Raw genomic sequence first — 21,819 nt, forward strand, 5'->3', positions numbered from 1 at the left:
CCGACGAGGCGGCGCGGTCCTCTTCGCGCTCTCGACGAGGTGAACAAATGGTAAATCAGTGACGCGCGCGGATGCGCGCGCGACTTGGCTGCGTGCTGGATCTATTTGTCTGCATAAAAGAAATTCCGGGCCACATGCGCAAAGGACCGCGCGCAGGCGTCGAGAGGCCGGTCGCGGAAGTATTTCTGCGCCGCAGACGTCAGGCGCATCGATGGCGCGTAAATCAACGACATGCTAGGCTCGCAAGCAACACGCGCTGAGTAAACCGGCAGTCGGTGTGGCAATTTTGACACGAGTTTGGACAAACAGAAATTGATCAGCTTTGTTTAGCTTTTACGTCATGGACTGCTGCTGTCATGATGACATTCATAGTTGAAAGCTCCTGATCGGCGGCATGTGCAACGGGATTGCGACGTCGCGTCCGACTCACGTGTCTCCTTCGCTTTGGATGGAATTGTTCGACATCGATATCGCAATACGGACGAAACCCTCCAAGGCGGCGTAAGAGCCCGGAAGACTCGCTTCAGCGTCGAGCGGTGCGCGTGGCGCTGAGCGAGCGAGTGGGGTTCGATGAAATCGTTTGGCGCATTCGCAATCATTGCGGCAGGAGCAGGCCTCGCGTTGACAGGCGCGCGGGATGTCTCCGCCGAGACAATTTCTTCGGCGCTGGCGCGCGCCTATTCTGGCAATCCAGATCTCAACGAGCAGCGCGCCGACGTGCGCGTGCGCGACGAGGACGTCTCGGGCGCCTGGTCCGGACTGCGTCCCAGCGCCAATATTCAGGCGAATGTCGGCGCGCTGCGCTCGAACCTGAGAATTCCGGTTCGATTGCCGGTGATCAATCAGCGCATCCCGCTCACGGATGAATATACGGGCTATCCGCGAGGGGCGACGCTGAATGTCTCGCAGACGGTGTTTGACGGCGGACGCACCGAAAATTCCGTGCGCCGCGCCGAGTCGAGCGTGTTCGAGTCGCGGGCCCTGATGCGGCTGTCCGAGCAGGAGACGTTACGCGGCGGCGCGACCGCCTTCATGGACGTGTTGCGCGACGCGGCGATCCTGTCGCTGCGCAAGAGCAACATCGCCGTGCTCGATCTGCAGTATCGCGATACACAGAAGCGCTATCAGTCCGGCGACGTCACGAATACCGACGTGTCGCAGAGCGAAGCCTCGGTCTCCCATGCGCGCTCGGAATATTTCGCCGCCCAGGCGCAGTTGAAGAGCAGCGCCGCCGTCTACCGGCAGATCATCGGCGTGGAGCCGAAACGCCTTGAGCCGGCCTCCTCGCTCGAACGGATGTTGCCCAGAACGGTGAAGGACGCGATCGCCGCCGCGCTTGTCGAACATCCCGCCGTGGTCGCAGCCTTGCACCGCGTGGACGCCGCGGAGTCGGCGGTGAAAGTCGCCGAGGGCGCGCTCCTGCCGACTCTGTCGGTCAATGCGCAAGTCGGGCAGCAGTATGATTCTTTCCTGGGTCTGCCCGGTTCGCGGCAATTCTCCGCCGGCGTCAATGGCGCGCTGAATGTCCCGCTTTATCAAGGCGGCGGCGAATATTCGTCGATCCGCAAGGCGAAGGAGGTGCGCGAAAAGGCGCGCCTGAACGCGGACGCGCAGCGTGATCGTGTAAGAGCGAACGTCGTCGCAAGCTATGGTCTGCTCGATACGGCGCGATCGCAGATCCGATCGGATCAGGCGACCGTGAAGGCGGCCGAACTTGCTTTGAAAGGCGTTCGCGAAGAGGCGCAGGTCGGTCAGCGCACGACGCTCGATGTGCTCAACGCGCAGCAGTCGTTGCTCAATGCGCGCGCCAATCTCATCATTTCGCAGAGAGATCGAGTGGTCGCGTCTTATACGGCGCTTGCGGCGATCGGCAGGCTGACAGCGGAAACGCTCGATCTCAAGGTCGTTCCCTACAACCCGGTCGTGCATTTCGAGCAGGTCAAAGACAAATGGTTTGGGATCGACACGCCGGATTGACGAAGGCGCGCCGCTTTGAACTCTCAGGCGCAGCGGATCAAGGGACAGGCCTATAGGCGGGGCCTGGCGCCAGTCGGCGGTTCGGGCTCCGCCGCCGAGGCTTCGTTCTCTCTGACGATCTCGTTGTCCATGAGGCTCACATTGAACCGGCTCGTATCGGGCTCGTTGAGCCAGACCTTCAAGTCGTAAGCGGGTCCGGCCTGCCACGACCAGCCCTGACATGCGCGGTCGGCCTTGGGCTTTGGATGGTATTTTGAATATTTCTCGCCGACTTTGAATTCTTCGATGATGAAATCGAGCAGTTCGGGGCAGGTCATCTGCGAGAGGAAGACGCCATTCAGCTTGTAGACCTTGCTGGTGCGCGGCGTCAGAGCGTAATTGACGATCGAACCGTCGGCAAATCTGCAGGAGAATTGCTTGCCGTGTTCGGACGAGGACGCGAAGAATTCCTCCGCGCGCATGCCGCCATGGAAGGAGACCTTGCCGAAATTGCTGCATTGGGAGCGGGCGAGCCTCGCCGCTTCATCCTTGGACATGCCAAGCGAAAAGCCCCGCAGATCGCGCTTCAACTCCTGCGCCTGGGCGCCCGGTGCGCAACAGAAGGCGAACGCGGAAAAAAGCGCCGCGGCGCGCGCCAACCGAGCGGTCGCCTTCGAGTTCGGCCGCGTCGGCTGATCGATTATCCCGTTGGAGCGCCACATCACTCGACCTCCTTGTCGAAGCGGAGCCGCCAGTTTCGCTCTCTAGATGACGCTGCAGAAATGAACAAGGAATTACGTCGCGGCCATCGGATTCGCAAAAGCGGCGCCTGACCCGGGAGAGCCGTCGAGGGGAGTCGCTGGATAGACTCTCGGTCGCCGGCCGTTTGCGCGCAAGCGGCGTCTTCGACCTTGCGCAGGAGAAGAGGCGAGCTTGCGCGTCAGGCGCTTTGGCGGCAAGTTCGCCTCAGCACGCTGGTCAGGCCGGATATCTTATGGGGGAAATAACAACAAGCGATGGCGTCGTCCTGCGATATGTGGAGGCAGGATCAGGACCGCCGCTCCTCTTGATTCCGGGGTGGTCGCAGACCGCCGCCCAGTTCAAATATCAGCTGTCGGGCCTCGGCGGTCGCTATCGCGTCATTGCGCTGGATCTTCGTGGCCACGGCGAATCCGACAAGCCTTGTCACGGCTATCGCATATCGCGGTTTGCGGAAGATCTTCGCGACGCATTGATTGCGTTAGATTTGGCCAATGTGAATCTGCTCAGCCATTCGATGGGCTGCAGCGTGGTCTGGTGCTACTTGGACATGTTCGGATCCGAACGGCTGTCCAAGCTGGTCTTCGTCGATCAGTCGCCGTTCCTGACCGCCAATCCGGCCTGGTCCGATGGGGAGCGGAACGCCGCCGAATTCGCTCTCGATCCCGTAGAACGCCGCGACGACCCGATGTCTCTCTATCGTATGGAGCATCTCGTCGCGGGCGTAACCGGCCTTGCCGGGCCGGATGGAGCGGCGCTGACCCGGCAGTTCATCGGCGGCATGTTCACCCGCCGGATCTCCGACGACGAAAAGCTTTGGATCATCGATAATGTCCTCAAGCTGCCGCGGCGCTACGCGGCCCGCCTGATCTACGATCACGCGACGCGAGACTGGTTTGACGTCGTCAAACGCATCGATCTGCCGACCTTTTTCATCGGGGCGCGCGCGAGCCAGATTCCATGGCGATCCTTGGTTTGGATGCATGAGCAGGTTCCGGGATCGCGGCTCGAGATCTTCGAGGAGGAGGAAGGCGGAAAGCACTTCCTGTTCATGGAGAACCCGGAGAAGTTTAACGCTCTCGTCGCCGAGTTTTGCGGATGACGGCTTCATCGCCAAGGAGCTTCGTCGTTCCGGCCAGACCCGCAAGTCGACATGAACGCGCGCTGAGGCGACCGGTCGGAAGCGAATTCGGCTTGAGCTTCGCAGCTAAAACATCTGCGCAAAGCATCCGGGCTGTGACCAGGGAGAGCGCATGCGCACGCCCTATGTGTTGGATAAGTTGTGGAAAAATATTATGAGTTTAGAACCGCACCGTTGACTGACCGGCTTCGGCAGAGCAATATTGCGTCGTTGAGCGATACCAATTTTCACCTGGCAATGGCCTCGCCCTCACAGGCGAGGCTTTTTTACATAAGCTTGTGTCGCCGTCTCAGATAAGCTACAAATTCTTTCAGGAAAATTGTTTCAAGTCTCGACTTTGCATCGCGCCCCCACATATGGGAGGGCATTATGGGTCCACGTCCGATTCCACTTCCGTCCCACCTCGAAGCCGTCGAGCATTTTGAGGACGCGGCGCGAAATCTGCGGGAGCGCTTCAGGTCGGCCGTTTCGGAAGCTTTGCCGGGTTTTGCCCGTCGGTTGTTCGAACAGGAATGGCAAGACGTCGCCGGTATGCAGAGTATTGAGGGAATGCCGCCGCTGGCGCTGGCCTATCTGACTGGCTGCGAGAGGTGCGTATATGATTTGCTCAACAGGAATTACGAAGGCGTCGCGAGCGCGCATTTTGAAAAATGTGTCAGCGAAGCAGCGGAAGAAATCCGGACCAGAGCAATCGCTTCATGGAGCTCTGAGGGCGACGTCATAAGGATAATGAGACAACGCACCGCATAGCGGGCTCGGCGAGTTCGCATCTGCGCCGCTCCGCCTCGCGGCGCATTGCACGGCAATACAACTCAATGCAACGAAGGCCCCGCTTGCATTCGTGGGGCCATTTCCATGGATAACTTAACGCTTCAATGTTGGCCCTCTTGGCGAGGGTCCCATTCGGCAAGGGTCCCGGCCATCCAAATCGTGCGTAGCGCGACAGGCGCGGAACAACGACGATCAGGCGTCGTGTCATGATCGGCGGCTTTTCCGGAGCCTGATGACCCGCGGCATAATGAGGACCATCAGTGTTCCGATGCCGAGCCAAAATAGAAATCCAAGCATGAATGTTAATGCTTCAACTATGCATTCGTCGGGGAATACATCGCAAATAAGACGTTTGGACTCTTTCGTTAACTCTATTATCCGTTTCGGTGGTAGTTCGCGTTGAAGACGATCTTTCAACGCAGATGCATTTTCCGACAATTCATCACATTCTTTGCAAAGATGGCTAGCGTCGGCTTTTGCCGCCAACGCAAGTATATAGGCTCTCCCAGGATCGCCGGTAAACTCTTCGTAGTGTGATCCAAAGGCTAGAATGCAGGCGTTTCCCCATAGTATTTCTGCGTAACTGTCGCTGAATGTTTTACTGCGTTCGGCCGCACAGGTATCGATCCTACTCTGCTTCACCGCATCAAGCGAAGAGATTTCTTTTGGCGTTCCAACTGCAACGAAGGTCAAATTGGTAAGGAATGCGATACCCACCCTTGCAATCCACGGTGAAAAACGGACCATAATACTCTTCCTGGTTTCGGTTAAGATCTGAAGGCGACTGGATTTTTGTGCAAGAAAGGTTGGTAGTATGAATTACTTCTTATTAAATAACGACAAGACCTGCTCCAAGAGGGATATCCGCATTCAATGCCGGGCTGTTTCGGCCTTTGTCGCGCAAATCGGCTTCAGGACCGCCAGCACGTCGTCAATGCCGATTCCAGCGGCGGGCTCTGACCGATTGTCGGATAGGATTATTCTGTGGCGGAGACGGTGGGATTCGAACCCACGATAGGGTTTCCCCTATAACGATTTAGCAAACCGTCGCCTTCAGCCTCTCGGCCACGTCTCCACGCGCCCGCGTATGGCCGCGGTCAGCCAAAGACATATGCCAAAGCACCAGGGCAATGGCAAGAGAACGCCTTGCGCGCGATCGTGGCCATCCCCGGATATGTCGGGACGGCGGCTGAGCGGGCGGGCGTCAGCTTGCGGCGGCTCATTTCATCTGCTCAACGAACGCCGCCATGTCCGGCACGAGCCGCACGCGATAGCGGGCTTTCGCACAGGTCAGCAGCCAGACCTGCTCGTCGGGCCGGGACGCGCGCCCATCGCGTTTGGCGCTGAGCGGCGAGTCGCAGGCGTATCCCTGAGTTCGGATATGCGCGGCGACGATCTCCGCGACCGACCCTTGCGCCGCGGCGGAAGAAAACATTCCAAGCGCAAAGAGCAGAATGGCGAACCCAAACATCCGCATCGTCGCCTCCATCGTCCAGCCGGATCGTCAACTCGGAGGGACAATAGCAGACTACAGCTCTGTGAGCGCGCGCGGCGGCTCTCAATCGGCGCGGGTGGCATATTGTTGTCCGGGGGACGCGCGCGTCGCGCAACGCGCGCGCAGAATGCGGCCGACGTCATGACCGCGCCATATCCCGCCTGTAAGAACAAATAGTTGACGGTTCGCCGTCTCAAGCGAACGCCCCGACCTCGGATGTAAAGGCGGGGCGTTTTGCGTTTGACCGACTTTTATGCGCTTCGCGCAAGCGATCAAAAATCATTGGCCTCGAGAAAAACCCGATCGTCTCCAGGCCGCCATTTTCTGTTGGCGGCCTCCTGAATTTTTTGGCGTGATCTCAGCAGACATTCGCGATCCTCCATCGCGGACAGTCCCAATTTTTCATGCATCGCCATGCGACTGACATAAACATTGATCGGCGCCCAGTGATGGCGCGCTTCCCAAAAATAGTAAGAGCGGCCGTCGTGATAATGCCTGGCCTGCACATCGTCCTCGCCGAATATAAAATCCTGCAGTTCGAGCATTGGCTTTCCTCAGCCTTGACCGGCGCGCTGTCGAGCGGGCCTTCGCCAGGAAAAAAGGGGCGGGCGGAGAACCCGCCCTAAGGTGGCGGCAGACGCATGCCGCTTGGAAGCAGCGCCTGCCGCTCTATGCACGATCAAAGTGCGCGCCTTGCCTAGCAGAACTGGGGCTGGAGCAATTTACTACAGTGTGTCTCGACTATTGCCGCGACCTTCCCCAATAGGCATGGGCGCGTCGCGCCGCCGCTTTGCGAGGGCATCGTTACGCGTGCGTCTGAGCCTTCGCGCGCGGCAATGCGAATCTTGCGGAGATAGGCTCCTACAGCCTGTCGCCTTCTGCAGAGCGCCGGGTCATCCAACCTCGAAACAGCGCGCACGGGCGCCCGTTCTCAAGTCCTTCAGGTCAGCCGTCACGCGCAATGTGTTATTGAGATGGATGCTCACGATGCCGTTATAAAAACCAAATCTGTAATCGGTCTTCATCGGATAGGAGCGACCATTCGCAACATAGAAGCAAAAGGAGCTGTATTCAGGATTTGCCCTCAATGAAATCGAACAATGTATGGCGTAGCGCAGCGGCGTGCATCTGAGCGCGACGTCTTTTGTCGGCAGCATGAGATTGTTGGCGCTCATCCCTCCTGCAACGACGCTCTGCGACGTCAAACTCAAGGCTGCGCTAATTGAAGCCAGCGTCATGGCGGCTTTCTTCGCTAGCGTCAAAGTGGCCTTTTTCATTGTGATTCTCCTGCGGCGCGCGGGCGTTCGAAATCGCCTTCGACGTCGCTTGCGGCGATCGTGCGCCGACTTGAATGGCATGGCAAGGCGTTGCTGCAATCAAGCGCGCAAGCGTCCGGCGCAGATCTCTCCGATCTTTGCGCGTCAACGCCAATATAGAGCGTGGCGCGCCTCGCGCGCGTCCGAGCCTACGACAATCGCAGATTCGCCTGGAGAGCGTTCGCGGCGCTTCGCCTCTGAAGCGCCCCGCGCGTTTCCGCGCCGGGGGCGCGCGCGTTCGGCAAATTCAACCGGCGCCGCCCTGAGGGCGGCGCCACGCCTTCGTCCCGGACTGTGCGCCGATGAATCGATCAGTAGGGAGGGAACAGCGGCGGCGCGAAGGGGCCCGGCATGAAGCCGTCGAGTTCGCGCGCGAACTGGCGCCTGCGCGGCGCCTGCGCGTGTGATGGCCCGCGCGCGTTCCCTGAAATTTCACCGCTTTCCGTGATCACGACCCAGCGGCCGCCGCGCTCCTGAATGGCGATGACGCGTCCGACGCCCGGCACGAACTCGCCGGGTTCGACGCCGATCATGCCCCTGGCGGATTCGATCAGCGCAGCGCCGTGATAAACGTCGCGCACCCTGTAACCGCTCACGACCCTCGGGGCGGGCGGCACGGCCTGCACCGAGGCGGCTTCGTTCTTGGCGCTCGCGCTCTTGACGCTCTCGTTCTTGGCGTTTTCGTTCTTGGCGGCGTCAGTCTTGGCGACGTCAGTCTTGGCGGCGTTGCTCTTGGCGGCGCGCGCAGGCTTCGCATCCGGCTTCTCGGACGCATGTTGCGTCACGGACGCTTCCGCCGCCGGGCTCTCAGCCGGCGTTTTGGGTACAGCCGCAGGCGGCGGGGCGCTGGCGCGTTCGGCCTGTTGGCGTTTCTCAACGGCGTCGAGTTTTGTGCGCAGCTCCTGGACTTGGTCTTGAAGCGCTGCGACTCGTCGCTTCGTTGCTTCGTCCAGCGCCGGCGCCGCGACCTGCTGAGGCGCCTGCGCCTCAGCTTTTCGGGGCGCCGTTCCTTTGGAACTGTCAGCCGGATAAAAATGCGTGGCGGCGACTCCGGCAAGGCCAATGAAGGCGGCGATCAGACCATAGCGGAGCGGCCGGCGTCCGCGGCGATCGATGACGATTTCCACCGGCACTTTCGACGGCGCGTCGATCTTTTTCGGCTGCGGCGGTTCCGGCGGAATGATGAGGTCGTTCATGCGTAAGAATCCCACCTTTCTGATGGCGGAAGCTTAAACGCATGCGCCTGAATCGCGGCGAAATATCGTCAATGGACCGCAAACGGCGACGCTCTCCCGACGACGCGCGCGCTGCTGAAAACGCTTTGGCGCTCGCGTGTTAGTCGGCACGAGACGGAAAATGATTACGATTATTTAACCGGATAGGGGGCCGGCGGCCCGGCAAGCGGCCGAGGGCCGGGCGATGCCGTCATGACGGTAAAGAGCCTTTCGAAGAAACAGCTCGAATCATAGGGCGCAACGCCTCTGTTGCACTCCGGTGCGGGAATGTAGAGCGGCGGTTGCAGGTGATCGGAGAGCGCGATGCAAACAGGGTCGATATATGGTTTTCCGATATTGTCGGTGACGATGGGGTGCCCGCATCGATCGACGGGCGGCGCGGAAGCGGCGTCAGCTGGAGAAGGCTGAGGAATCGGGCGCCTGTCTCGCGCATCGGCGGCGCTGGAGAGGGCGGCGGCGAAGATGGCTATGGCGAGCGCGCCGCCATGTCCGCGCCGGCGCGCTGCTGAAACCGCGGGACGCGCGCTGTTCAGCGAAATCCTCATGACGTTCCTTTCGACATTGCGCGCCAGTCGGGCCGGAGGCCGCCGTGCTCTCATCATCGCCAGCCTTGCTCATATTACACGGCCGGCGTGGCCGCCCGTGATATCATTGATTGCGTCGGGGAGAAAAACTCTCGGGGAAGGCTGCGTTGCCGTGGCCGGGCAGGGAGGGCTCTCAGGATCGCTCCTGCGCCTGCTCTTGCGACTGCCGTCGCCGAGATCGCCTTCTTTCATTTCGGGCCGGACGATCAGCCTTGAAATGAACTTGCGGCGAATGCCGCAAAAGGTTTTGGAAAGCTGACATCGGAACGTCACGGAAAAATTCGAACCATTGCTGGATTGTGCGGGGCTCCGTAGATGATCGATCTCAAATTCACCGCGCTGATGGATTTTCTCGCGTTTCTTCGCGGACAATATCCGCAGAAGATCGAAAGCGGCGGCGCTGAAGAATTCGTCCCCTATGAAGACGTCCGAGCGTCAGAAACGGAACCAGGCGCGGAGTCGAAGGCGGTCTCAGATACGACCGGCGCCGCGGATGAGCAAAACCCGAGCAAGCAATGACCGGCTGAACGGACCAGCGGCGCGTCGTTCAGGTCGAGCGATCGGCCCTGCAGGGCGGCGCGGGACGCATCGCCTTCGGGCGCGCTCGCGCCCCTGAAAAACGATCCCTCCATCAAGCAGAGCTTTTGAGCCTTTGGACAGGATGTGAAGCTTCGTCAGGCTGGGCGCCGACGACGCCAGGGCATTCCTTTGCGCAAGCCTGTCGAAGGGGCGCGCGCACGCGTCGGCCTGCCAACAGACGCTACGGGGACCAGGGCGCGGCGCAAAGTTCTTGCGGCGGAGTTGCAACATTCTAAAGTAAATTCCGCCGTTGCCCCTGAAAATTGGGGACCAGAAAAAAATCCGGGAGGGTGGCATGTATCCTAAGCCAGTCCGAATATATGGCTTTATTCTCATATCGAGCGCGCTTTCGCTCTCCGCCTGCGGCAGCGGTGACAAACAAGATGAAGCGCTTGGACGTTTAATTACCGACTGCCAGATGTCAGCGCACTACGCCATGACGGATTCGACTCTCACGGACGAAAAAAAGCACGTGGCGATTGGAGAATATGTCGAACGATGCCTGCGAGAAGGCGGGCTGCAACCACAGACCGACGAATCCTGCACAGAGACGCCGCAATCGCCGGAAGACGGCAAGAGTTTCGTCAAGCCTCTCAAGAAATGTTGGAAGTTCGGCAAATAATCCTGCCGCGATTGTCCTTGCTCCAGACCGCAACGCCGGACGTCTGGCGCGCGCCTAATGCGCTGGCGCGGGCCAGCCGTGGATGAGGCGGGCGCGCACGATGAGATCGGACCATTCGTCGGCCGTGTAGCCATGGCCGGCCTGCGGAGTCTGCGCCGCCTGCATTTGCGCGCAAATGTCGGGCTTTGCATGCGCGTCGTCCTTGGGGCCGTCGACGTAAAAATAGACGACATTCATCTTGAGCGCCGAGCGCGCCTGGTTGAGCACCGTGCCGCGCTTGTGAACGAAGACGCCCCAGGCGTCCGGCCGCGCCTCGCCGAGCCGCGGCGGTTTGAAGCCATAGGCGTAATCGCCTTCGCCGCGCAGCAGATCGAAGCGGATGTAGCAGAGCTTTCCGGCCGGCGCCGGCTGCGCCACCATCTCGCGCGTGACGACCACGTCGCGATCATTGTAGGCGACCGTGTAGTCGACGGGAAAATGCCAGACGTCGACCTTCTCGTAATGTTTCAGCAACTCGGCCTCGTCGGCGTCCTGAGACGCCGCGGCGGGCGCGGCCGTCGAAACGGAAATCACACAGAGCGCCGAAATCAGAGCAGGCAATAACGCGCGCATGGACAACTCCTGCGGTCGTTCAGATGAGGCGCCGATCCGGCGTGCGCCGGACCGGCAGATTTGCGAACAAGCGTTTCGAAGATTGGCGTTGCGGGTCAGACGCTTCTTGCCGCCGCGACAGGCGCCCTGCGGCCGCTGCGTCCCAGATAGAACCAGAGCCCGGCGCACAGCGCGGTAAAGCCCACGCCATAGAGGATATATTCAATGTAGCCCATGAAGGTGAAGACGCCGACGGTGAACGGAAAGCGCGACACCCATTGATTGCCGAGATCGTCGCTCACCGTAACGATGCCGACGTAACGACCCGCCTCCTTGAAGTCGTGTTCGAAGGTCATCGTGCCGTTGCGATAAACTTTCGGCGGATAGTAAGCGACGGTTGCGGCGTCGATGTCGGCTTTCTCTTTCTCTTCGCCCACGTCTTTAACGACGCGAATGCCAATGGCCATGTCGCGCAGATCGGGCGAAACAGCCGTGAGCGCAATCACCGTCGGTCCGGTCTGGGCGATGTCCTCGCAGAATTCCTGCTCTTCGCCGGTGCGCTGATAGCCGATGAAGTGCATGGTGTTCGGACCGATTCTGAGAACGCATTCGTCCTGCTCGAGCTTGACGCCGCCATGGGCTTCGGCGCCGGTCGCCGGGAAGAAGCTGGCGGCGGCGAGAGCAACGCCCACGAACGCGCGTTTGAGCGTACAGAAACTCATCTTTATCCCCTCTACGTGTCAAGTCCTCCCGCCAGCGCTTGTGGCGAGACATGATCGCGGATGTAATTTAGGGATTGCGAATTCTTAGGCGGCATTTTGCCGCTCTTGTATTTTTAAGAATAATAATTAAGGGACAAGCAGATATACTTACGGCAAAGCTTGGTTGAAACGCAAAACGCCCCGCGCGTTACATTGACGCGCGGGGCGTTCCATATGCGGCGAAAGAAGACTGCTAGCCTCTTCTCGACCTGGCTTTCTTGACCTCGCGAGAGAGCTCCGCGCCGGTTCTGGCATCGTATTCGATCTCGATCTTTCTGTTGTCGGCGGTCAGGATCAGAACCTCGTAGACGAGCCTGCCGTGTTCGCGCTCCAGCTCGATTTCGAGAACGGTTCCGGCGACCGCGTTCCGAGCCTGATCGAGAATCCGCTCGACGGGAAGCACGCCGTTGGAGTCGGCCGGATAGAGAATATCGTCGAGCGGGTCAGCCAGAACCGCGCCGGACGCAAGTCCGATCGCAACGATCGACACGGCTGCAAAAAGCCTTCTGCGGATTGTCATTTCTGCTCCATAGGGCAATGTCAATTTCATTACGGAAGCTGCGAGAGCAAGGATAGCGGACCCCGCTCCGGGAATGCAAAGGGAAGAAGTGGCGAAGGCGTACATAAACGCTATTGCGGTGAAACTTTGCGCAGCCCCTTGGCCTTTGCGCTCGGCGCTTACGCGATCGTCTGCGCGGCGGCCTTCGCGTCGGCGCCGGATAGGCGATTGACGAGCCTCTGGCGGCCCGGACCGTCCTCGAAATAGACATAGGCCAGCCGCGACGTCGCTGGCATCTTCGCCAACGTAGGATGCAGCCGCCCTGCGGATAGGTCGGGCGTAGGGCGGGGACGCCTTCGCTTCACGCCGCGCCTAATCGGCGGGGCGGATTTTCCGCATCGAACTGGCGGAGCCGAGAACTCCGCCGCCCGATTCACGAATGATGGTGGTGGTGGTGGTGATGATGGTGGTGATGGACTATGCGAGCCGACCTCGCCAGTGCGGGCGCTGGGGAAGGCGCGACAGGCCTGGCCGTCGTCTTCCCCGTCACTTTGTTCAGCACATTCGTAACTGCTTCGCCCGCCTCGGCGCCTGCACGATTCACTCCAGAGGCAAGCTCGGAAATAGGATCTTGGGCTCTCGCTGCTTGAGCAATGAGAGCAGAGCCGAGCACCAGACCGATTACCAACCCAGCCTTTTTAACGCACGCCATGCGAACCTCCCTATTTCCTGTTGTGAAAAGGCCCTCATCAATAGTTCGCAGCCGCGGCCGAGCCAATGCCTTTGCCGACGACGACCGGGCTTTTTCGCGCGGGGATGGCCTGACAACGAACTACTCAACGTTTGTTGTCCCCAGCGTTGGTGGGCACGACACCCGTCTCAGCCGGCGGACTTTTTTCAGAACGTGCTGATTTTTCTGGTGCCGGTTGCAGGATTCGAACCCGCGACCTACTGATTACAAATCAGTTGCTCTACCAGCTGAGCTAAACCGGCCCATAGCGTCACTCGGGCGCGTCGCGCGACCTTCTATGCGTCGAAGCCGATGGAGAGGTCAATCCCAGGCCACGCCCCTGACGCCAGCGCGCCTGACGCCTCACGCGAGCCGCATCGTCACCACGCTCAAGGCGGCGGCGCAGGCGTTCGACACATTCAGGCTCTTGATCGGCCCCGGAAGTTCGAGCCGCGCGACGGCGTCGCAGCGCTCGCGCGTCAGTCGCCGCAGTCCCTTGCCCTCTGCGCCGAGCGCCAGCACCAGCGGCTTTGACAGCGCAATCGTCGAGAGCGACTCGGCGCCTTCCGAATCGAGGCCGACGCGCGCATAGCCGCGTGCGGCGAGGTCATCGAGGGCGCGCGCGAGATTGACGACGGAAACGATCGTCACGTACTCGAGCGCGCCCGACGCCGCTTTGGCGAGCGCGCCGGAAAATTCCGGACTGTGACGTTCGGTGACGATCACCGCGTCGACGTTGAACGCGCAGGCGGTGCGCAGGATCGCGCCGACATTGTGCGGATCGGTGATCTGGTCGAGCGCGAGCACCACGCCGCTGACGGCGACGATGTCGGAGATCTCGGCGTGCGGCAGCGGACGCGCCTCGAGCATCAGACCCTGATGCACGGCGTCCGGACCGAGCCGCCGCTCAAGGTCGCGGGCGTCGACGAGACGCTGCGCGAGACCCGCCGCCTGCGCAAGGTCGTTGATTCTCGGCAACGCGGTTTCGGTCGCGTACAGCGTCAGCAGCTTGCGTTTGCGTCCCGTCAGCGCGGCGCGCACGGCATGTGCGCCGTAGAGAATTACGAGGTCGGGCGAGGCGGGACGGAACGGCCCGCGCGCCTCCGACGCGACTGGGGCGCGGCGACCCTTCTCCTGCGCGCTGCGGTCTTTCGGCGGCCGGCGGCTCATCTCAGCACGGCCGTATTGACCCACCATTCGGGATGCTGGGCGCGGATGACGCGGGCGGCGCGGACTGCGTCGCGCCGGGTCGCAAACACGGCGAAGCAGGTTGCGCCAGAGCCGGACATGCGCGCCAGTCGACAGCCGCGCGCCGCGCGCAGAATGGCGAGCGCGTCGACGATGACAGGCGCCTGCAGACAGGCGGCGTCCTCGAGGTCGTTGCGGCCTTTCCTGAGCGCCGCAAGAAGCTCCTCTGCGCCCGGTCGGGCGTCGATGTCGCAATGTCCGGCGCCCTTGCGCGACGCGCCCGGCTGCAGTCCGAGCGCGGCGAACACCGGCGCCGTGGCGACGGGAACGCCGGGGTTGATCAGCACGGACGGCAGCAGCGGAAGGCGAATCGGCGCGCCGAGGCTTTCGCCTGCGCCTCGCATCATGCGCGCGCGCGGATCGAGACAGACCGGCACGTCGGAACCGACGGCGCGCGCGACCGCGGTCAGGCGAGGATCGTCGGCGGCGAGGCCATTCGCCCTGGCTAGCAGGCGCAGCGCGGCGGCGGCGTCCGATGATCCGCCGCCGATGCCCGCAGCCACGGGCAGGCGCTTTTCGAGCCGGAAGCGTCCCAGTCGCAGGCCTTTGACGTCTTCCGCCAGCCGTTGGGCGGCGCGCAGCACGAGATTGTCGGCGCCGGCGCCCGCGGCCGATGCGGTCGGTCCGGCGACATCGAGCGACAGCGTCTCGTCCGGCGTTAAGGACAAGGTGTCGCCGGCGCCGGAAAAGGCCACGAGGCTTTCGAGTTCGTGGTAGCCGTCTTGCCGACGGCCAAGGACATGAAGCGTAAGATTGATTTTCGCGGGGGCGCGCGTCGTCAGCATCTAACCCCGGTCTCCGCACGTGGGGGCGAATGAGCGGAGCCCTTTGATCTGGAGCGGGCGAAGGGATTCGAACCCTCGACCCCAACCTTGGCAAGGTTGTGCTCTACCCCTGAGCTACACCCGCATCCGTCGCGCCGGCAGAGCATTGTCGCCGAACCGTCGCGGGCGTCGTTATGCCGGAAACAAATTTGCTTTGCAACTGGCCTAATCGCCCTGATCGACGCCCCGGAAGGGAACGGCTCCCGGAGCGTCGTCCGGTCATTGGATCATGCGCGCCGTGCTGCCGGTGTTTCCCGTAATATTCGCGGTGTCAGGCGAAATCCAATGCGGCACCCAAGTCAGAGCGACGACGACGAATGCGGTGAATCCGACCAGATACACGAGGATCTTGCCGACCTCGCCATCGTGAACGTTTACGGCCATTTGCCTCTCCCGTTTTCATGTTGTCCGGCCTGCGCCGGAAGGATCGGGACGGCGGCGGGGTGATGCAGCGATGAATCCGCCGCCGTCCACCAGGACAGCTACAGGGGGACTGCCATGGCTAGGCGTAGTTTGCGGGAGAAAGCTTGAGGAACAAGGACCACAGACAGTATTTCATTTGGTCAAATACTTGGTATCATGATGTTTATTCTTTTTGGATCCAGGAGCCAGCAATGACGGCCGCGCTCAGCTATGAAGAGATCATTGATCTGCTTGCGCTCGAACCCAACGCGACATGCGGCTTCGTACGCGTCGCCTATACGAGCAAACTGTCCTTCGGGGCCGACGCCCTGCCGGCGCCTTTCGCGCGCAGCGGGCCGGTCGGTTCGGCGCTTTATTTCCTGGTGACGCCGCATGCGCCGGTCCGACTGCACCGGATCCGCAACGACCAGCTGTATCATTATTATCTCGGCGATCCGCTGGAGCTGTTCATGCTTCACGGCGACGGCGCGACCGAGCGCGTCGTGGTCGGGCCGGATCTGCGCGCGGGCCAGCGCGTTCAGCTGTTCATTCCCGGCGACACGTTTCACACGGCGCGGCTTGTGGACGGCGGGCGCTGGTTTTTCGGCGCCAGCACCGAATGGCCCGGGGTCACGCCGCAGGACGTCGAGATCGGCGATCTCGATCGACTGGCGATAAAATTTCCTGACGCGGCGGCGGAGATTCGGTCGATCGAGGCGTCGATCAGAGACGTTCCGCCCGCCGCGCGCGGCCCACGATAGCTATTTGCACTCCTGAACGGCGCGGGCGAGCGCGTCGGACAATCCCTTGAGCGAATAGCTGTCGGTCGTATTCGTTCCCCTCGATGAGGACGCCTTCACGACGAGCTTGGCGCCGCCCCGCATCGCGCCCACGAATTCGCGCTCCCGCGACTGATCCTTCACCCAGGCGTTCGTCCCCTTGGTGATCAGCTCATAGCTGTTGCCGTCGATATCGGCGGTCGCGGCCGATCCGTCCTTGGTCGGATAGCCTAGATTGATCGCCACCTCGTTGTGAACATTCTCGGCCGGACGGCTGGAGATAAAAATATAGGCGACGGAGTCCTTGAGCTTCGCCTTCGGCGCCCGCTCCTTCGGTTGTCCGAGCGCGTAACAGGTCCGGGTGCGCCCATTCTGAGCGGCGTATGCGCCCCATTCTCCGTAGCTGCCGAGCTGCTCCGGCTTGCTGCTCGCGCCTTTGTCGGACGGTTTCTCGGCTTTCTCGTTTTTTGTCGATTTTCGCTTGTTGGCCTTGCCGCCTGCATCCTCCGCCGGCTTCTCTTCGCCGGACTTCGGCTTGGCTTCAGCGGGGGTCAAAGCGAAGGCCGCGGCCAGACCGGCGACGGCGAGAGCGGTGGAAAACGCGAAGCGCGTGCGGGATTCTCTGAGCATAGGCTCAGATTTTACCGGCGGCGGCGGGCGCGAACAAGACCTTCACGCCTGTTCGCGGTCTTTACGCGCCCCGATCGCTAGTCGTCTTTCCTGGCCGCCATCAAATAATTAACATCAGTGTCGTGGCTTTTGCGCCAGCTTCTGGTCAACGGCTGCAGACTCATTCCGGCGCGATCGATCTCCCGCATGCCGGCCTGACGCACCCAGGACGAGAGTTCGTCGGGGCGGATGAATTTATCGTGGTTATGCGTGCCCTTCGGCACCCAGCCGAGAACATATTCGGCCGCGACGATCGCCAGGAGATAGCTCTTCGTCGTCCGGTCTATGGTCGCCAGAAAGAGGAGCCCGCCGGGCTTCAGCAGCCGCCCGAGCATGGCGACGAACTCCCGAGGCCCTTCAACATGCTCGATGACTTCGAGCGCCGTCACCGCGTCGAATTGCTCGCCGGCGGCGGCGAGATCCTCGGCGGTGATGTTGCGGTAGTCGATGTCCAGTCCGGCCGTTTCGGCGTGGCTCCTGGCGATCGCGATATTATTGGGCGCCGGGTCGACGCCGGTGACGCGCGCGCCAAGCTGCGCCAGCGACTCGCTCAAGATACCGCCGCCGCAGCCGATATCGGCGATGCGCACGCCCTCCAGCGGCCGGTCTCCGGGGGCGTTCAACGCCCTCGCGTCATGCCGGATGAAGCGGCGCACGTGATCGCGGACATAGGCGACTCGAACGGGATTGATCTCATGGAGAATCCCCATTTTGCCGTTCTTGTCCCACCACAGCTCGGCCAGGCGGTTGAAGCGCGCAACGTCCTCGGGGTCGACGCTGGCGGAGTGGGGAGTGGAATGTTCGGGCAAGAAGGAGCCTCGCGAAGATGCGGAGAAATCGAGTGAGGTCAGCGGAATCATGCGAAAACGCCTCGCCCTGAGGCGCGCCGGAAGCGCGCGTCTCGACAGTCGAGGAGCTTGCGCACAATAGCGTTGACGGAGCCGCCGTTGACAGGCCCGCCGACGCGGACACATATAGCGCCGCTTCCTGCGAGACGCGAGCGTCTCGCCTATTTCCCGGTCTTAATGTCACGCCTGGTCATGAAATTCGGCGGCACGTCGGTCGCCACTGTCGAACGCATTCACAATGTCGCGCGTCATGTAAAGCGCGAGGTGGATGCGGGGCATGAGGTCGCCGTGGTGGTCTCGGCGATGGCCGGCAAGACCAACGAGCTTGTCGGCTGGTGCAGGGAGGCCGCGCCGCTTTACGACCAGCGCGAATATGACGTCGTCGTCGCCTCCGGAGAACAGGTCACGGCGGGACTGCTCGCGATTGCGCTGCAGAAGGCTGGCATCCCGGCGCGTTCCTGGCTCGGCTGGCAGGCGCCCATTCACACCAATGCGACGCATGGCGCGGCGCGTATCGAAGCCATCGACGGTTCGGGCATCGTCGAAGGCTTCTGCCGCGGCGAAGTCGCCGTCGTCGCGGGGTTTCAGGGCGTGCACCGGGAATCGGGACGGATCACGACGCTCGGACGCGGCGGCTCGGACACGAGCGCCGTCGCGATCGCGGCGGCGGTCAGAGCCAATCGCTGCGACATCTATACGGACGTCGATGGCGTTTACACGACCGATCCGCGCGTCGTGCCGAAGGCCCGGCGCATGGACAAGATCGCCTTTGAAGAAATGCTGGAAATGGCGTCGCTCGGCGCCAAGGTGCTGCAGGTGCGCTCCGTCGAGGTCGCCATGGTGCATGGCGTGCCGACCTATGTGCGCTCTTCGTTCGACGATCCGGAAAATCCGGGGCCGGGAACGCTGATCTGCAACGAGGAGGACATCGTGGAAGCCCAGGTCGTCACAGGCATCGCCTTCTCGCGCGACGAAGCGCAGATCACGCTCCGCGGCGTCGCCGACAAGCCGGGCGTCGCCGCCGCGGTGTTCATGCCGCTGGCCGAGGCCGGGATCAATGTCGACATGATCGTGCAGGTCGTCTCCGAAGACGGGATGACCGATATGACCTTTACCGTCGGCGCGGCCGACTATGAACGCGCCTTCGCGATCATAGAAAAGGTCAAGGACCAGGTCGGCTTCGCGACCATGACCGGCCAGAAGGACGTCGCCAAGATTTCCGCGATCGGCATCGGCATGCGCAGCCACGCCGGCGTCGCCGCCCAGGCGTTTCGCGCCCTGTCGCAAAAGGGGGTCAATATTCGCGCCATCACGACGTCGGAGATCAAATTTTCCGTGCTGATCGACGAGGCCTATACGGAACTCGCCGTCCGGACGCTACATTCGCTCTACGGCCTGGACGCCGCCTAGTTCGGTTACAGCTACGCTTGAAGCGGGGCATTGCCGCGACATCTTTACCGCAACCGCAACCGGTTGCAGGGAGGATGTCCGATGGAAGAACTCACCAAGAACATCATCGACGAGACCAAGCTCGATCCGACGGTCGCCAGAGCGGCGATCGGCCTGGTGCTGCTTTTTTTGCGCGACGAGGACAAGACCGGCAATGTGGCGACAATGATCGGCAAACTGCCGGGCTCTGAGCGAGACATCGAGGCCGCCCAGTCGGTCGGCGATGGCGGCGTCACACAGGTCATCGAAGGCTTTACGAGCTTGGTCGGCCGCGGCCGCGCCGATGTGAACATTCTCGCCGGACAGCTCGAAAAGCTTGGCGTGAGCGAAGCGCAAACCGACGTTTTGGTGCAGCACGTCGTGAAACGCGCGGAGAAACTTCTCGGCCCCGAAGGCGCGGAGAAGATCATGAACATCATGCAGTCGCTTCGGGAGCGCACCGACACGGCGACCGATCTGCGCAAACAGGCGTAGGGGGTCCGCTGGCGCGCGCCAAGCGCGCGTCAGCCGCCTTTGCGCGGCCGCAAACAGCGTGATTTGGCGTAGCCGCCAAAGCGTATCGGCGCGCTTGATTTTCCTCCCGGTCGCGGCGACAGTCTGGCGCTTTTAGCTTGGCGAAGGGGAGGCCCTCATGGATGAACTGGTGGCGCGCGTCTCGGCGGCGCTTGGCGTTGACGCGGAGGTCGCCAGGACCGCGGTGGGCCTCGTCCTGGGTTTTCTGCAAAAGGAATCGCCCGACGGCGCGGTCGCTGAACTGCTCGACGAGCTCCCCGGCGCACGCGAGGCCATCGAATCCGCCGAATCGGCAGGGACCGGCGGCGGGCTCGGCGGGTTGATGGGCGGCATGGGCGGACTGATGGGGCTCGGCGCCAAGCTCAGCGGCGCCGGCGTCGAAATGGGCCAGATTCCCGCCTTGGGTCACGAGATATTCGGCTATGCCGAAGCTAAAATCGGCCCCGAAAAGCTGCGTGAGATCGTCGATTCGATCCCGGGTCTGGCGCAATTCGTCTGACGTTCATCGCCTGAGGCTGGCGATCGTCACGCCGCAGGCGCGCAACGCGCCCAAGAGCGCGCCGGCGTAGACGAGCGCGCCGGCGACGCCGAGCGCCGCCAGCGCGACGAGATTGGCGAGGACGCCGAAATGCGCGCCGAGCGCCAGCGCCGCGGACCGGCCGAACATGGCGACGGCCGTCAGAAAGGCGCAGGCGACAAATGTTGCGCCGAGCGTCTTCACGAAAATGGCGTCGAAGCGCATCCAGTCTTGCGAGAGCGCGAGTCCGACAAGCGCGGCAAGATTGATCCACAGTCCGACCGACGTGGCCGTCGCGAGTCCGACGGCGCCGAGCGGTCCAAACAGCACGATCTTCAGGGCGACATTCGCGGCGAGCGCCGCAAGCGCAATGAGCATCGGCGTCCGTGTGTCGCCGCGCGCCTGGAAACTCGCGCGCGCCGAAGCGATCAGCACGAGCGCCATCAGACCTGCGCCATAGGCGGCGAGCACGTCGCCCGCCGCATAGGCGTCGCCCGCCGAGAATCTGCCGCGCTGAAAGAGCCCGGCGACGATCAGCTCCGGGATCGTGTCGAAGGCGATGAAGAACGGCGCCGCGAGCGCGACGGTGAGCGCCATGGTTCGGCTTTGCGCATGATGCGCGCCCGCCTCGTCGCCAGCGGCAAGCCGGCGGCTCATTTCCGGCAACAGCACGGTGCCGGCGGCGATGCCGATGACGCCGACAGGAAGCTGGTAGAGGCGTTCCGCGTAGGAAATCGACGATACGCCGCCGTCCGGCAGCATCGAGGAGAGAATCGTATCGGCGAGCACGGCGATCTGCGGGCTGGCGGAGCCGATGATCGCCGGACCCAGGCGAATGAAGAAGTCGCGCACGCGCGGCCAGTGCGGCATGCGCAAGCGTTTCAGAACGCCGATGCGGCGCGCCTGCCACATCAGCAATCCGAGCTCCAGGACGCCGGAGACCGTAATGCCCCAACTCGCCGCATAGCCGGCGTTGGGGAAGAGAAAGGCGACGGCGAGCGCCGCCATCACGGTAAGATTCATCAGATTGGGCGCGAAGGCCGGAAGCGCGAAACGTCCGTGCGCGTTGAGCGCGCCCATGTGCAGGACGAACAGCGTGATGAACAGCAGATAGGGAAAGGTGATGCGCGTCAGATTGACCGCCAGCGCGAATTTTTCCGGGCGGTCGTCGAGACCTGGCGCGAGCAGCGAGACGAATTGCGGCGTAAGCGTCCAGACGATCACGAGCAGGATGATCTGCGAGGCGAGGAGCAGCGTATAGACTTCTCCGGCGAATTCCTCCGCCGCCGCGTCGCCTTCCTGCTCGATCGCCATCGAATAGGAGGGGACGAAGGCGGCGTTGAACGCGCCTTCGCCGAAGATCGAACGAAAACTGTTGGGCAGGCGCTGCGCAATGAAAAACGCGTCGGACACGGCGCCGGCGCCCATGATCGCCGACTGCATCGCGAGCGACAGAAAGCCCGTCACGCGCGAGAGCAGGGTGAAGCCGCCGACCGAGAGCAGATTGCGAATCATCGCAATCGTCCTAGCA

General features: G+C 62.1%; 26 protein-coding genes and 3 tRNA genes. 9 read left to right on the plus strand and 20 right to left on the minus strand.

Annotation, left to right across the window (positions count from 1 at the left end; translation table 11 throughout):
• Positions 1-570: 570 nt before the first annotated feature.
• The gene (locus AB7F41_RS06935; RefSeq protein WP_428406493.1) at positions 571-1,977 is read left to right on the plus strand and encodes a TolC family outer membrane protein; all 1,407 of its coding nucleotides are present in this window, start codon (positions 571-573) and stop codon (positions 1,975-1,977) included.
• Between the two features lie 50 nt (positions 1,978-2,027).
• On the opposite strand, the gene AB7F41_RS06940 is transcribed toward AB7F41_RS06935, so the two are convergent.
• Entirely contained in the window at positions 2,028-2,678 is a 651-nt protein-coding gene (locus AB7F41_RS06940) for a hypothetical protein (RefSeq protein WP_428406494.1), read from the minus strand.
• Positions 2,679-2,950: 272 nt separating this feature from the next.
• On the opposite strand from AB7F41_RS06940, the gene AB7F41_RS06945 reads away from it, so the two are divergent.
• Both AB7F41_RS06945 and AB7F41_RS06950 read left to right on the plus strand, forming a co-directional pair.
• On the plus strand, positions 2,951-3,817 hold the full coding sequence (locus AB7F41_RS06945) for an alpha/beta fold hydrolase (RefSeq protein WP_428383987.1): 867 nt from the start codon (positions 2,951-2,953) through the stop codon (positions 3,815-3,817).
• Between the two features lie 408 nt (positions 3,818-4,225).
• Positions 4,226-4,606, plus strand: coding sequence for a hypothetical protein (locus AB7F41_RS06950; RefSeq protein WP_428383989.1), 381 nt, complete (start codon positions 4,226-4,228; stop codon positions 4,604-4,606).
• Between the two features lie 225 nt (positions 4,607-4,831).
• Here the strand turns inward: AB7F41_RS06950 and AB7F41_RS06955 are convergent, their stop codons facing one another.
• The 7 genes from AB7F41_RS06955 to AB7F41_RS06985 all read right to left on the minus strand — a co-directional run bounded on the left by AB7F41_RS06955 (position 4,832) and on the right by AB7F41_RS06985 (position 9,218).
• Complete coding sequence (locus tag AB7F41_RS06955) at positions 4,832-5,374, minus strand: hypothetical protein (RefSeq protein ID WP_428383990.1); 543 nt, start codon at positions 5,372-5,374, stop codon at positions 4,832-4,834.
• A gap of 238 nt (positions 5,375-5,612) precedes the next feature.
• Positions 5,613-5,702 (minus strand) — tRNA-Ser (locus AB7F41_RS06960).
• Between the two features lie 144 nt (positions 5,703-5,846).
• Positions 5,847-6,104 carry a hypothetical protein gene (locus AB7F41_RS06965; protein WP_428383992.1) on the minus strand — a complete coding sequence of 86 codons (258 nt, stop codon included), beginning with the start codon at positions 6,102-6,104 and terminating at the stop codon, positions 5,847-5,849.
• 290 nt (positions 6,105-6,394) lie between these two features.
• Complete coding sequence (locus AB7F41_RS06970) at positions 6,395-6,667, minus strand: hypothetical protein (RefSeq protein ID WP_428383993.1); 273 nt, start codon at positions 6,665-6,667, stop codon at positions 6,395-6,397.
• 348 nt (positions 6,668-7,015) lie between these two features.
• Positions 7,016-7,399 carry a hypothetical protein gene (locus tag AB7F41_RS06975; protein WP_428383995.1) on the minus strand — a complete coding sequence of 128 codons (384 nt, stop codon included), beginning with the start codon at positions 7,397-7,399 and terminating at the stop codon, positions 7,016-7,018.
• Between the two features lie 350 nt (positions 7,400-7,749).
• Positions 7,750-8,634 carry a hypothetical protein gene (locus tag AB7F41_RS06980; RefSeq protein WP_428383996.1) on the minus strand — a complete coding sequence of 295 codons (885 nt, stop codon included), beginning with the start codon at positions 8,632-8,634 and terminating at the stop codon, positions 7,750-7,752.
• A 170-nt stretch (positions 8,635-8,804) separates the two neighbouring features.
• Positions 8,805-9,218 carry a hypothetical protein gene (locus tag AB7F41_RS06985; protein ID WP_428383998.1) on the minus strand — a complete coding sequence of 138 codons (414 nt, stop codon included), beginning with the start codon at positions 9,216-9,218 and terminating at the stop codon, positions 8,805-8,807.
• A gap of 354 nt (positions 9,219-9,572) precedes the next feature.
• On the opposite strand from AB7F41_RS06985, the gene AB7F41_RS06990 reads away from it, so the two are divergent.
• Together AB7F41_RS06990 and AB7F41_RS06995 are read left to right on the plus strand one after the other, a co-directional pair.
• Complete coding sequence (locus AB7F41_RS06990; protein ID WP_428384000.1) at positions 9,573-9,776, plus strand: hypothetical protein; 204 nt, start codon at positions 9,573-9,575, stop codon at positions 9,774-9,776.
• 355 nt (positions 9,777-10,131) lie between these two features.
• Positions 10,132-10,458 carry a hypothetical protein gene (locus AB7F41_RS06995; RefSeq protein WP_428384001.1) on the plus strand — a complete coding sequence of 109 codons (327 nt, stop codon included), beginning with the start codon at positions 10,132-10,134 and terminating at the stop codon, positions 10,456-10,458.
• 54 nt (positions 10,459-10,512) lie between these two features.
• Here the strand turns inward: AB7F41_RS06995 and AB7F41_RS07000 are convergent, their stop codons facing one another.
• From AB7F41_RS07000 to AB7F41_RS07040, 9 genes are all read right to left on the minus strand, one after another.
• Complete coding sequence (locus AB7F41_RS07000; RefSeq protein WP_428384003.1) at positions 10,513-11,070, minus strand: hypothetical protein; 558 nt, start codon at positions 11,068-11,070, stop codon at positions 10,513-10,515.
• 95 nt (positions 11,071-11,165) lie between these two features.
• Complete coding sequence (locus AB7F41_RS07005) at positions 11,166-11,771, minus strand: hypothetical protein (RefSeq protein WP_428384005.1); 606 nt, start codon at positions 11,769-11,771, stop codon at positions 11,166-11,168.
• A gap of 232 nt (positions 11,772-12,003) precedes the next feature.
• Positions 12,004-12,330: a PepSY domain-containing protein gene (locus AB7F41_RS07010; protein WP_428384006.1), complete on the minus strand. Its 327-nt coding sequence runs from the start codon at positions 12,328-12,330 to the stop codon at positions 12,004-12,006.
• Between the two features lie 158 nt (positions 12,331-12,488).
• Positions 12,489-12,614, minus strand: coding sequence for a hypothetical protein (locus tag AB7F41_RS07015; protein WP_428384007.1), 126 nt, complete (start codon positions 12,612-12,614; stop codon positions 12,489-12,491).
• A gap of 612 nt (positions 12,615-13,226) precedes the next feature.
• Positions 13,227-13,302, minus strand: a tRNA-Thr gene (locus AB7F41_RS07020).
• Between the two features lie 100 nt (positions 13,303-13,402).
• A complete protein-coding gene (locus tag AB7F41_RS07025; RefSeq protein WP_428406495.1) occupies positions 13,403-14,209 on the minus strand; it encodes a TrmH family RNA methyltransferase in 807 nt (268 codons plus the stop codon).
• Entirely contained in the window at positions 14,206-15,072 is an 867-nt protein-coding gene (locus AB7F41_RS07030) for a 4-(cytidine 5'-diphospho)-2-C-methyl-D-erythritol kinase (protein ID WP_428406496.1), read from the minus strand. Before AB7F41_RS07030 ends, AB7F41_RS07025 begins: the two co-directional genes overlap by 4 nt.
• A 49-nt stretch (positions 15,073-15,121) precedes the next feature.
• Positions 15,122-15,196 (minus strand) — tRNA-Gly (locus AB7F41_RS07035).
• A gap of 134 nt (positions 15,197-15,330) precedes the next feature.
• Positions 15,331-15,495: a hypothetical protein gene (locus AB7F41_RS07040; protein ID WP_428384094.1), complete on the minus strand. Its 165-nt coding sequence runs from the start codon at positions 15,493-15,495 to the stop codon at positions 15,331-15,333.
• 230 nt (positions 15,496-15,725) lie between these two features.
• Here AB7F41_RS07040 and AB7F41_RS07045 point away from each other — a divergent pair, with 230 nt between their 5' ends.
• Positions 15,726-16,274, plus strand: a complete 549-nt coding sequence (locus AB7F41_RS07045; protein ID WP_428384092.1) for a cupin domain-containing protein — start codon at positions 15,726-15,728, stop codon at positions 16,272-16,274.
• On the opposite strand, the gene AB7F41_RS07050 is transcribed toward AB7F41_RS07045, so the two are convergent.
• Complete coding sequence (locus AB7F41_RS07050; RefSeq protein WP_428384090.1) at positions 16,275-16,922, minus strand: invasion associated locus B family protein; 648 nt, start codon at positions 16,920-16,922, stop codon at positions 16,275-16,277. It abuts the gene before it with no gap.
• 77 nt (positions 16,923-16,999) lie between these two features.
• Positions 17,000-17,821 carry a bifunctional 2-polyprenyl-6-hydroxyphenol methylase/3-demethylubiquinol 3-O-methyltransferase UbiG gene (gene ubiG, locus AB7F41_RS07055; protein WP_428384088.1) on the minus strand — a complete coding sequence of 274 codons (822 nt, stop codon included), beginning with the start codon at positions 17,819-17,821 and terminating at the stop codon, positions 17,000-17,002.
• A gap of 165 nt (positions 17,822-17,986) precedes the next feature.
• Between ubiG and AB7F41_RS07060 the strand changes: the two genes are divergently transcribed.
• The 3 genes from AB7F41_RS07060 to AB7F41_RS07070 all read left to right on the plus strand — a co-directional run bounded on the left by AB7F41_RS07060 (position 17,987) and on the right by AB7F41_RS07070 (position 20,270).
• The gene (locus AB7F41_RS07060; protein ID WP_428384086.1) at positions 17,987-19,219 is read left to right on the plus strand and encodes an aspartate kinase; all 1,233 of its coding nucleotides are present in this window, start codon (positions 17,987-17,989) and stop codon (positions 19,217-19,219) included.
• 81 nt (positions 19,220-19,300) lie between these two features.
• A complete protein-coding gene (locus AB7F41_RS07065; protein WP_428384085.1) occupies positions 19,301-19,732 on the plus strand; it encodes a hypothetical protein in 432 nt (143 codons plus the stop codon).
• Between the two features lie 157 nt (positions 19,733-19,889).
• Positions 19,890-20,270, plus strand: coding sequence for a DUF2267 domain-containing protein (locus AB7F41_RS07070; protein WP_428384083.1), 381 nt, complete (start codon positions 19,890-19,892; stop codon positions 20,268-20,270).
• Positions 20,271-20,273: 3 nt separating this feature from the next.
• Here AB7F41_RS07070 and murJ read toward each other — a convergent pair whose 3' ends face one another.
• Entirely contained in the window at positions 20,274-21,803 is a 1,530-nt protein-coding gene (gene murJ, locus AB7F41_RS07075) for a murein biosynthesis integral membrane protein MurJ (RefSeq protein ID WP_428384081.1), read from the minus strand.
• Between the last annotated feature and the right edge of the window lie 16 nt (positions 21,804-21,819).

Origin of the sequence: Methylocystis sp. (assembly GCF_050251305.1) — a bacterium.
In the GTDB taxonomy this organism is placed as follows: domain Bacteria; phylum Pseudomonadota; class Alphaproteobacteria; order Rhizobiales; family Beijerinckiaceae; genus Methylocystis.

What these genes read in the sequence shown, in the direction of transcription:
- AB7F41_RS06935 (WP_428406493.1), top strand. Translation starts at nt 571, where the DNA reads ATGAAATCGTTTGGCGCATTCGCAATCATTGCGGCAGGAGCAGGCCTC.
- AB7F41_RS06940 (WP_428406494.1), bottom strand. Translation starts at nt 2,678, where the DNA reads ATGTGGCGCTCCAACGGGATAATCGATCAGCCGACGCGGCCGAACTCG.
- AB7F41_RS06945 (WP_428383987.1), top strand. Translation starts at nt 2,951, where the DNA reads ATGGGGGAAATAACAACAAGCGATGGCGTCGTCCTGCGATATGTGGAG.
- AB7F41_RS06950 (WP_428383989.1), top strand. Translation starts at nt 4,226, where the DNA reads ATGGGTCCACGTCCGATTCCACTTCCGTCCCACCTCGAAGCCGTCGAG.
- AB7F41_RS06955 (WP_428383990.1), bottom strand. Translation starts at nt 5,374, where the DNA reads ATGGTCCGTTTTTCACCGTGGATTGCAAGGGTGGGTATCGCATTCCTT.
- AB7F41_RS06965 (WP_428383992.1), bottom strand. Translation starts at nt 6,104, where the DNA reads ATGCGGATGTTTGGGTTCGCCATTCTGCTCTTTGCGCTTGGAATGTTT.
- AB7F41_RS06970 (WP_428383993.1), bottom strand. Translation starts at nt 6,667, where the DNA reads ATGCTCGAACTGCAGGATTTTATATTCGGCGAGGACGATGTGCAGGCC.
- AB7F41_RS06975 (WP_428383995.1), bottom strand. Translation starts at nt 7,399, where the DNA reads ATGAAAAAGGCCACTTTGACGCTAGCGAAGAAAGCCGCCATGACGCTG.
- AB7F41_RS06980 (WP_428383996.1), bottom strand. Translation starts at nt 8,634, where the DNA reads ATGAACGACCTCATCATTCCGCCGGAACCGCCGCAGCCGAAAAAGATC.
- AB7F41_RS06985 (WP_428383998.1), bottom strand. Translation starts at nt 9,218, where the DNA reads ATGAGGATTTCGCTGAACAGCGCGCGTCCCGCGGTTTCAGCAGCGCGC.
- AB7F41_RS06990 (WP_428384000.1), top strand. Translation starts at nt 9,573, where the DNA reads ATGATCGATCTCAAATTCACCGCGCTGATGGATTTTCTCGCGTTTCTT.
- AB7F41_RS06995 (WP_428384001.1), top strand. Translation starts at nt 10,132, where the DNA reads ATGTATCCTAAGCCAGTCCGAATATATGGCTTTATTCTCATATCGAGC.
- AB7F41_RS07000 (WP_428384003.1), bottom strand. Translation starts at nt 11,070, where the DNA reads ATGCGCGCGTTATTGCCTGCTCTGATTTCGGCGCTCTGTGTGATTTCC.
- AB7F41_RS07005 (WP_428384005.1), bottom strand. Translation starts at nt 11,771, where the DNA reads ATGAGTTTCTGTACGCTCAAACGCGCGTTCGTGGGCGTTGCTCTCGCC.
- AB7F41_RS07010 (WP_428384006.1), bottom strand. Translation starts at nt 12,330, where the DNA reads ATGACAATCCGCAGAAGGCTTTTTGCAGCCGTGTCGATCGTTGCGATC.
- AB7F41_RS07025 (WP_428406495.1), bottom strand. Translation starts at nt 14,209, where the DNA reads ATGAGCCGCCGGCCGCCGAAAGACCGCAGCGCGCAGGAGAAGGGTCGC.
- AB7F41_RS07030 (WP_428406496.1), bottom strand. Translation starts at nt 15,072, where the DNA reads ATGCTGACGACGCGCGCCCCCGCGAAAATCAATCTTACGCTTCATGTC.
- AB7F41_RS07040 (WP_428384094.1), bottom strand. Translation starts at nt 15,495, where the DNA reads ATGGCCGTAAACGTTCACGATGGCGAGGTCGGCAAGATCCTCGTGTAT.
- AB7F41_RS07045 (WP_428384092.1), top strand. Translation starts at nt 15,726, where the DNA reads ATGACGGCCGCGCTCAGCTATGAAGAGATCATTGATCTGCTTGCGCTC.
- AB7F41_RS07050 (WP_428384090.1), bottom strand. Translation starts at nt 16,922, where the DNA reads ATGCTCAGAGAATCCCGCACGCGCTTCGCGTTTTCCACCGCTCTCGCC.
- ubiG (WP_428384088.1), bottom strand. Translation starts at nt 17,821, where the DNA reads ATGATTCCGCTGACCTCACTCGATTTCTCCGCATCTTCGCGAGGCTCC.
- AB7F41_RS07060 (WP_428384086.1), top strand. Translation starts at nt 17,987, where the DNA reads ATGTCACGCCTGGTCATGAAATTCGGCGGCACGTCGGTCGCCACTGTC.
- AB7F41_RS07065 (WP_428384085.1), top strand. Translation starts at nt 19,301, where the DNA reads ATGGAAGAACTCACCAAGAACATCATCGACGAGACCAAGCTCGATCCG.
- AB7F41_RS07070 (WP_428384083.1), top strand. Translation starts at nt 19,890, where the DNA reads ATGGATGAACTGGTGGCGCGCGTCTCGGCGGCGCTTGGCGTTGACGCG.
- murJ (WP_428384081.1), bottom strand. Translation starts at nt 21,803, where the DNA reads ATGATTCGCAATCTGCTCTCGGTCGGCGGCTTCACCCTGCTCTCGCGC.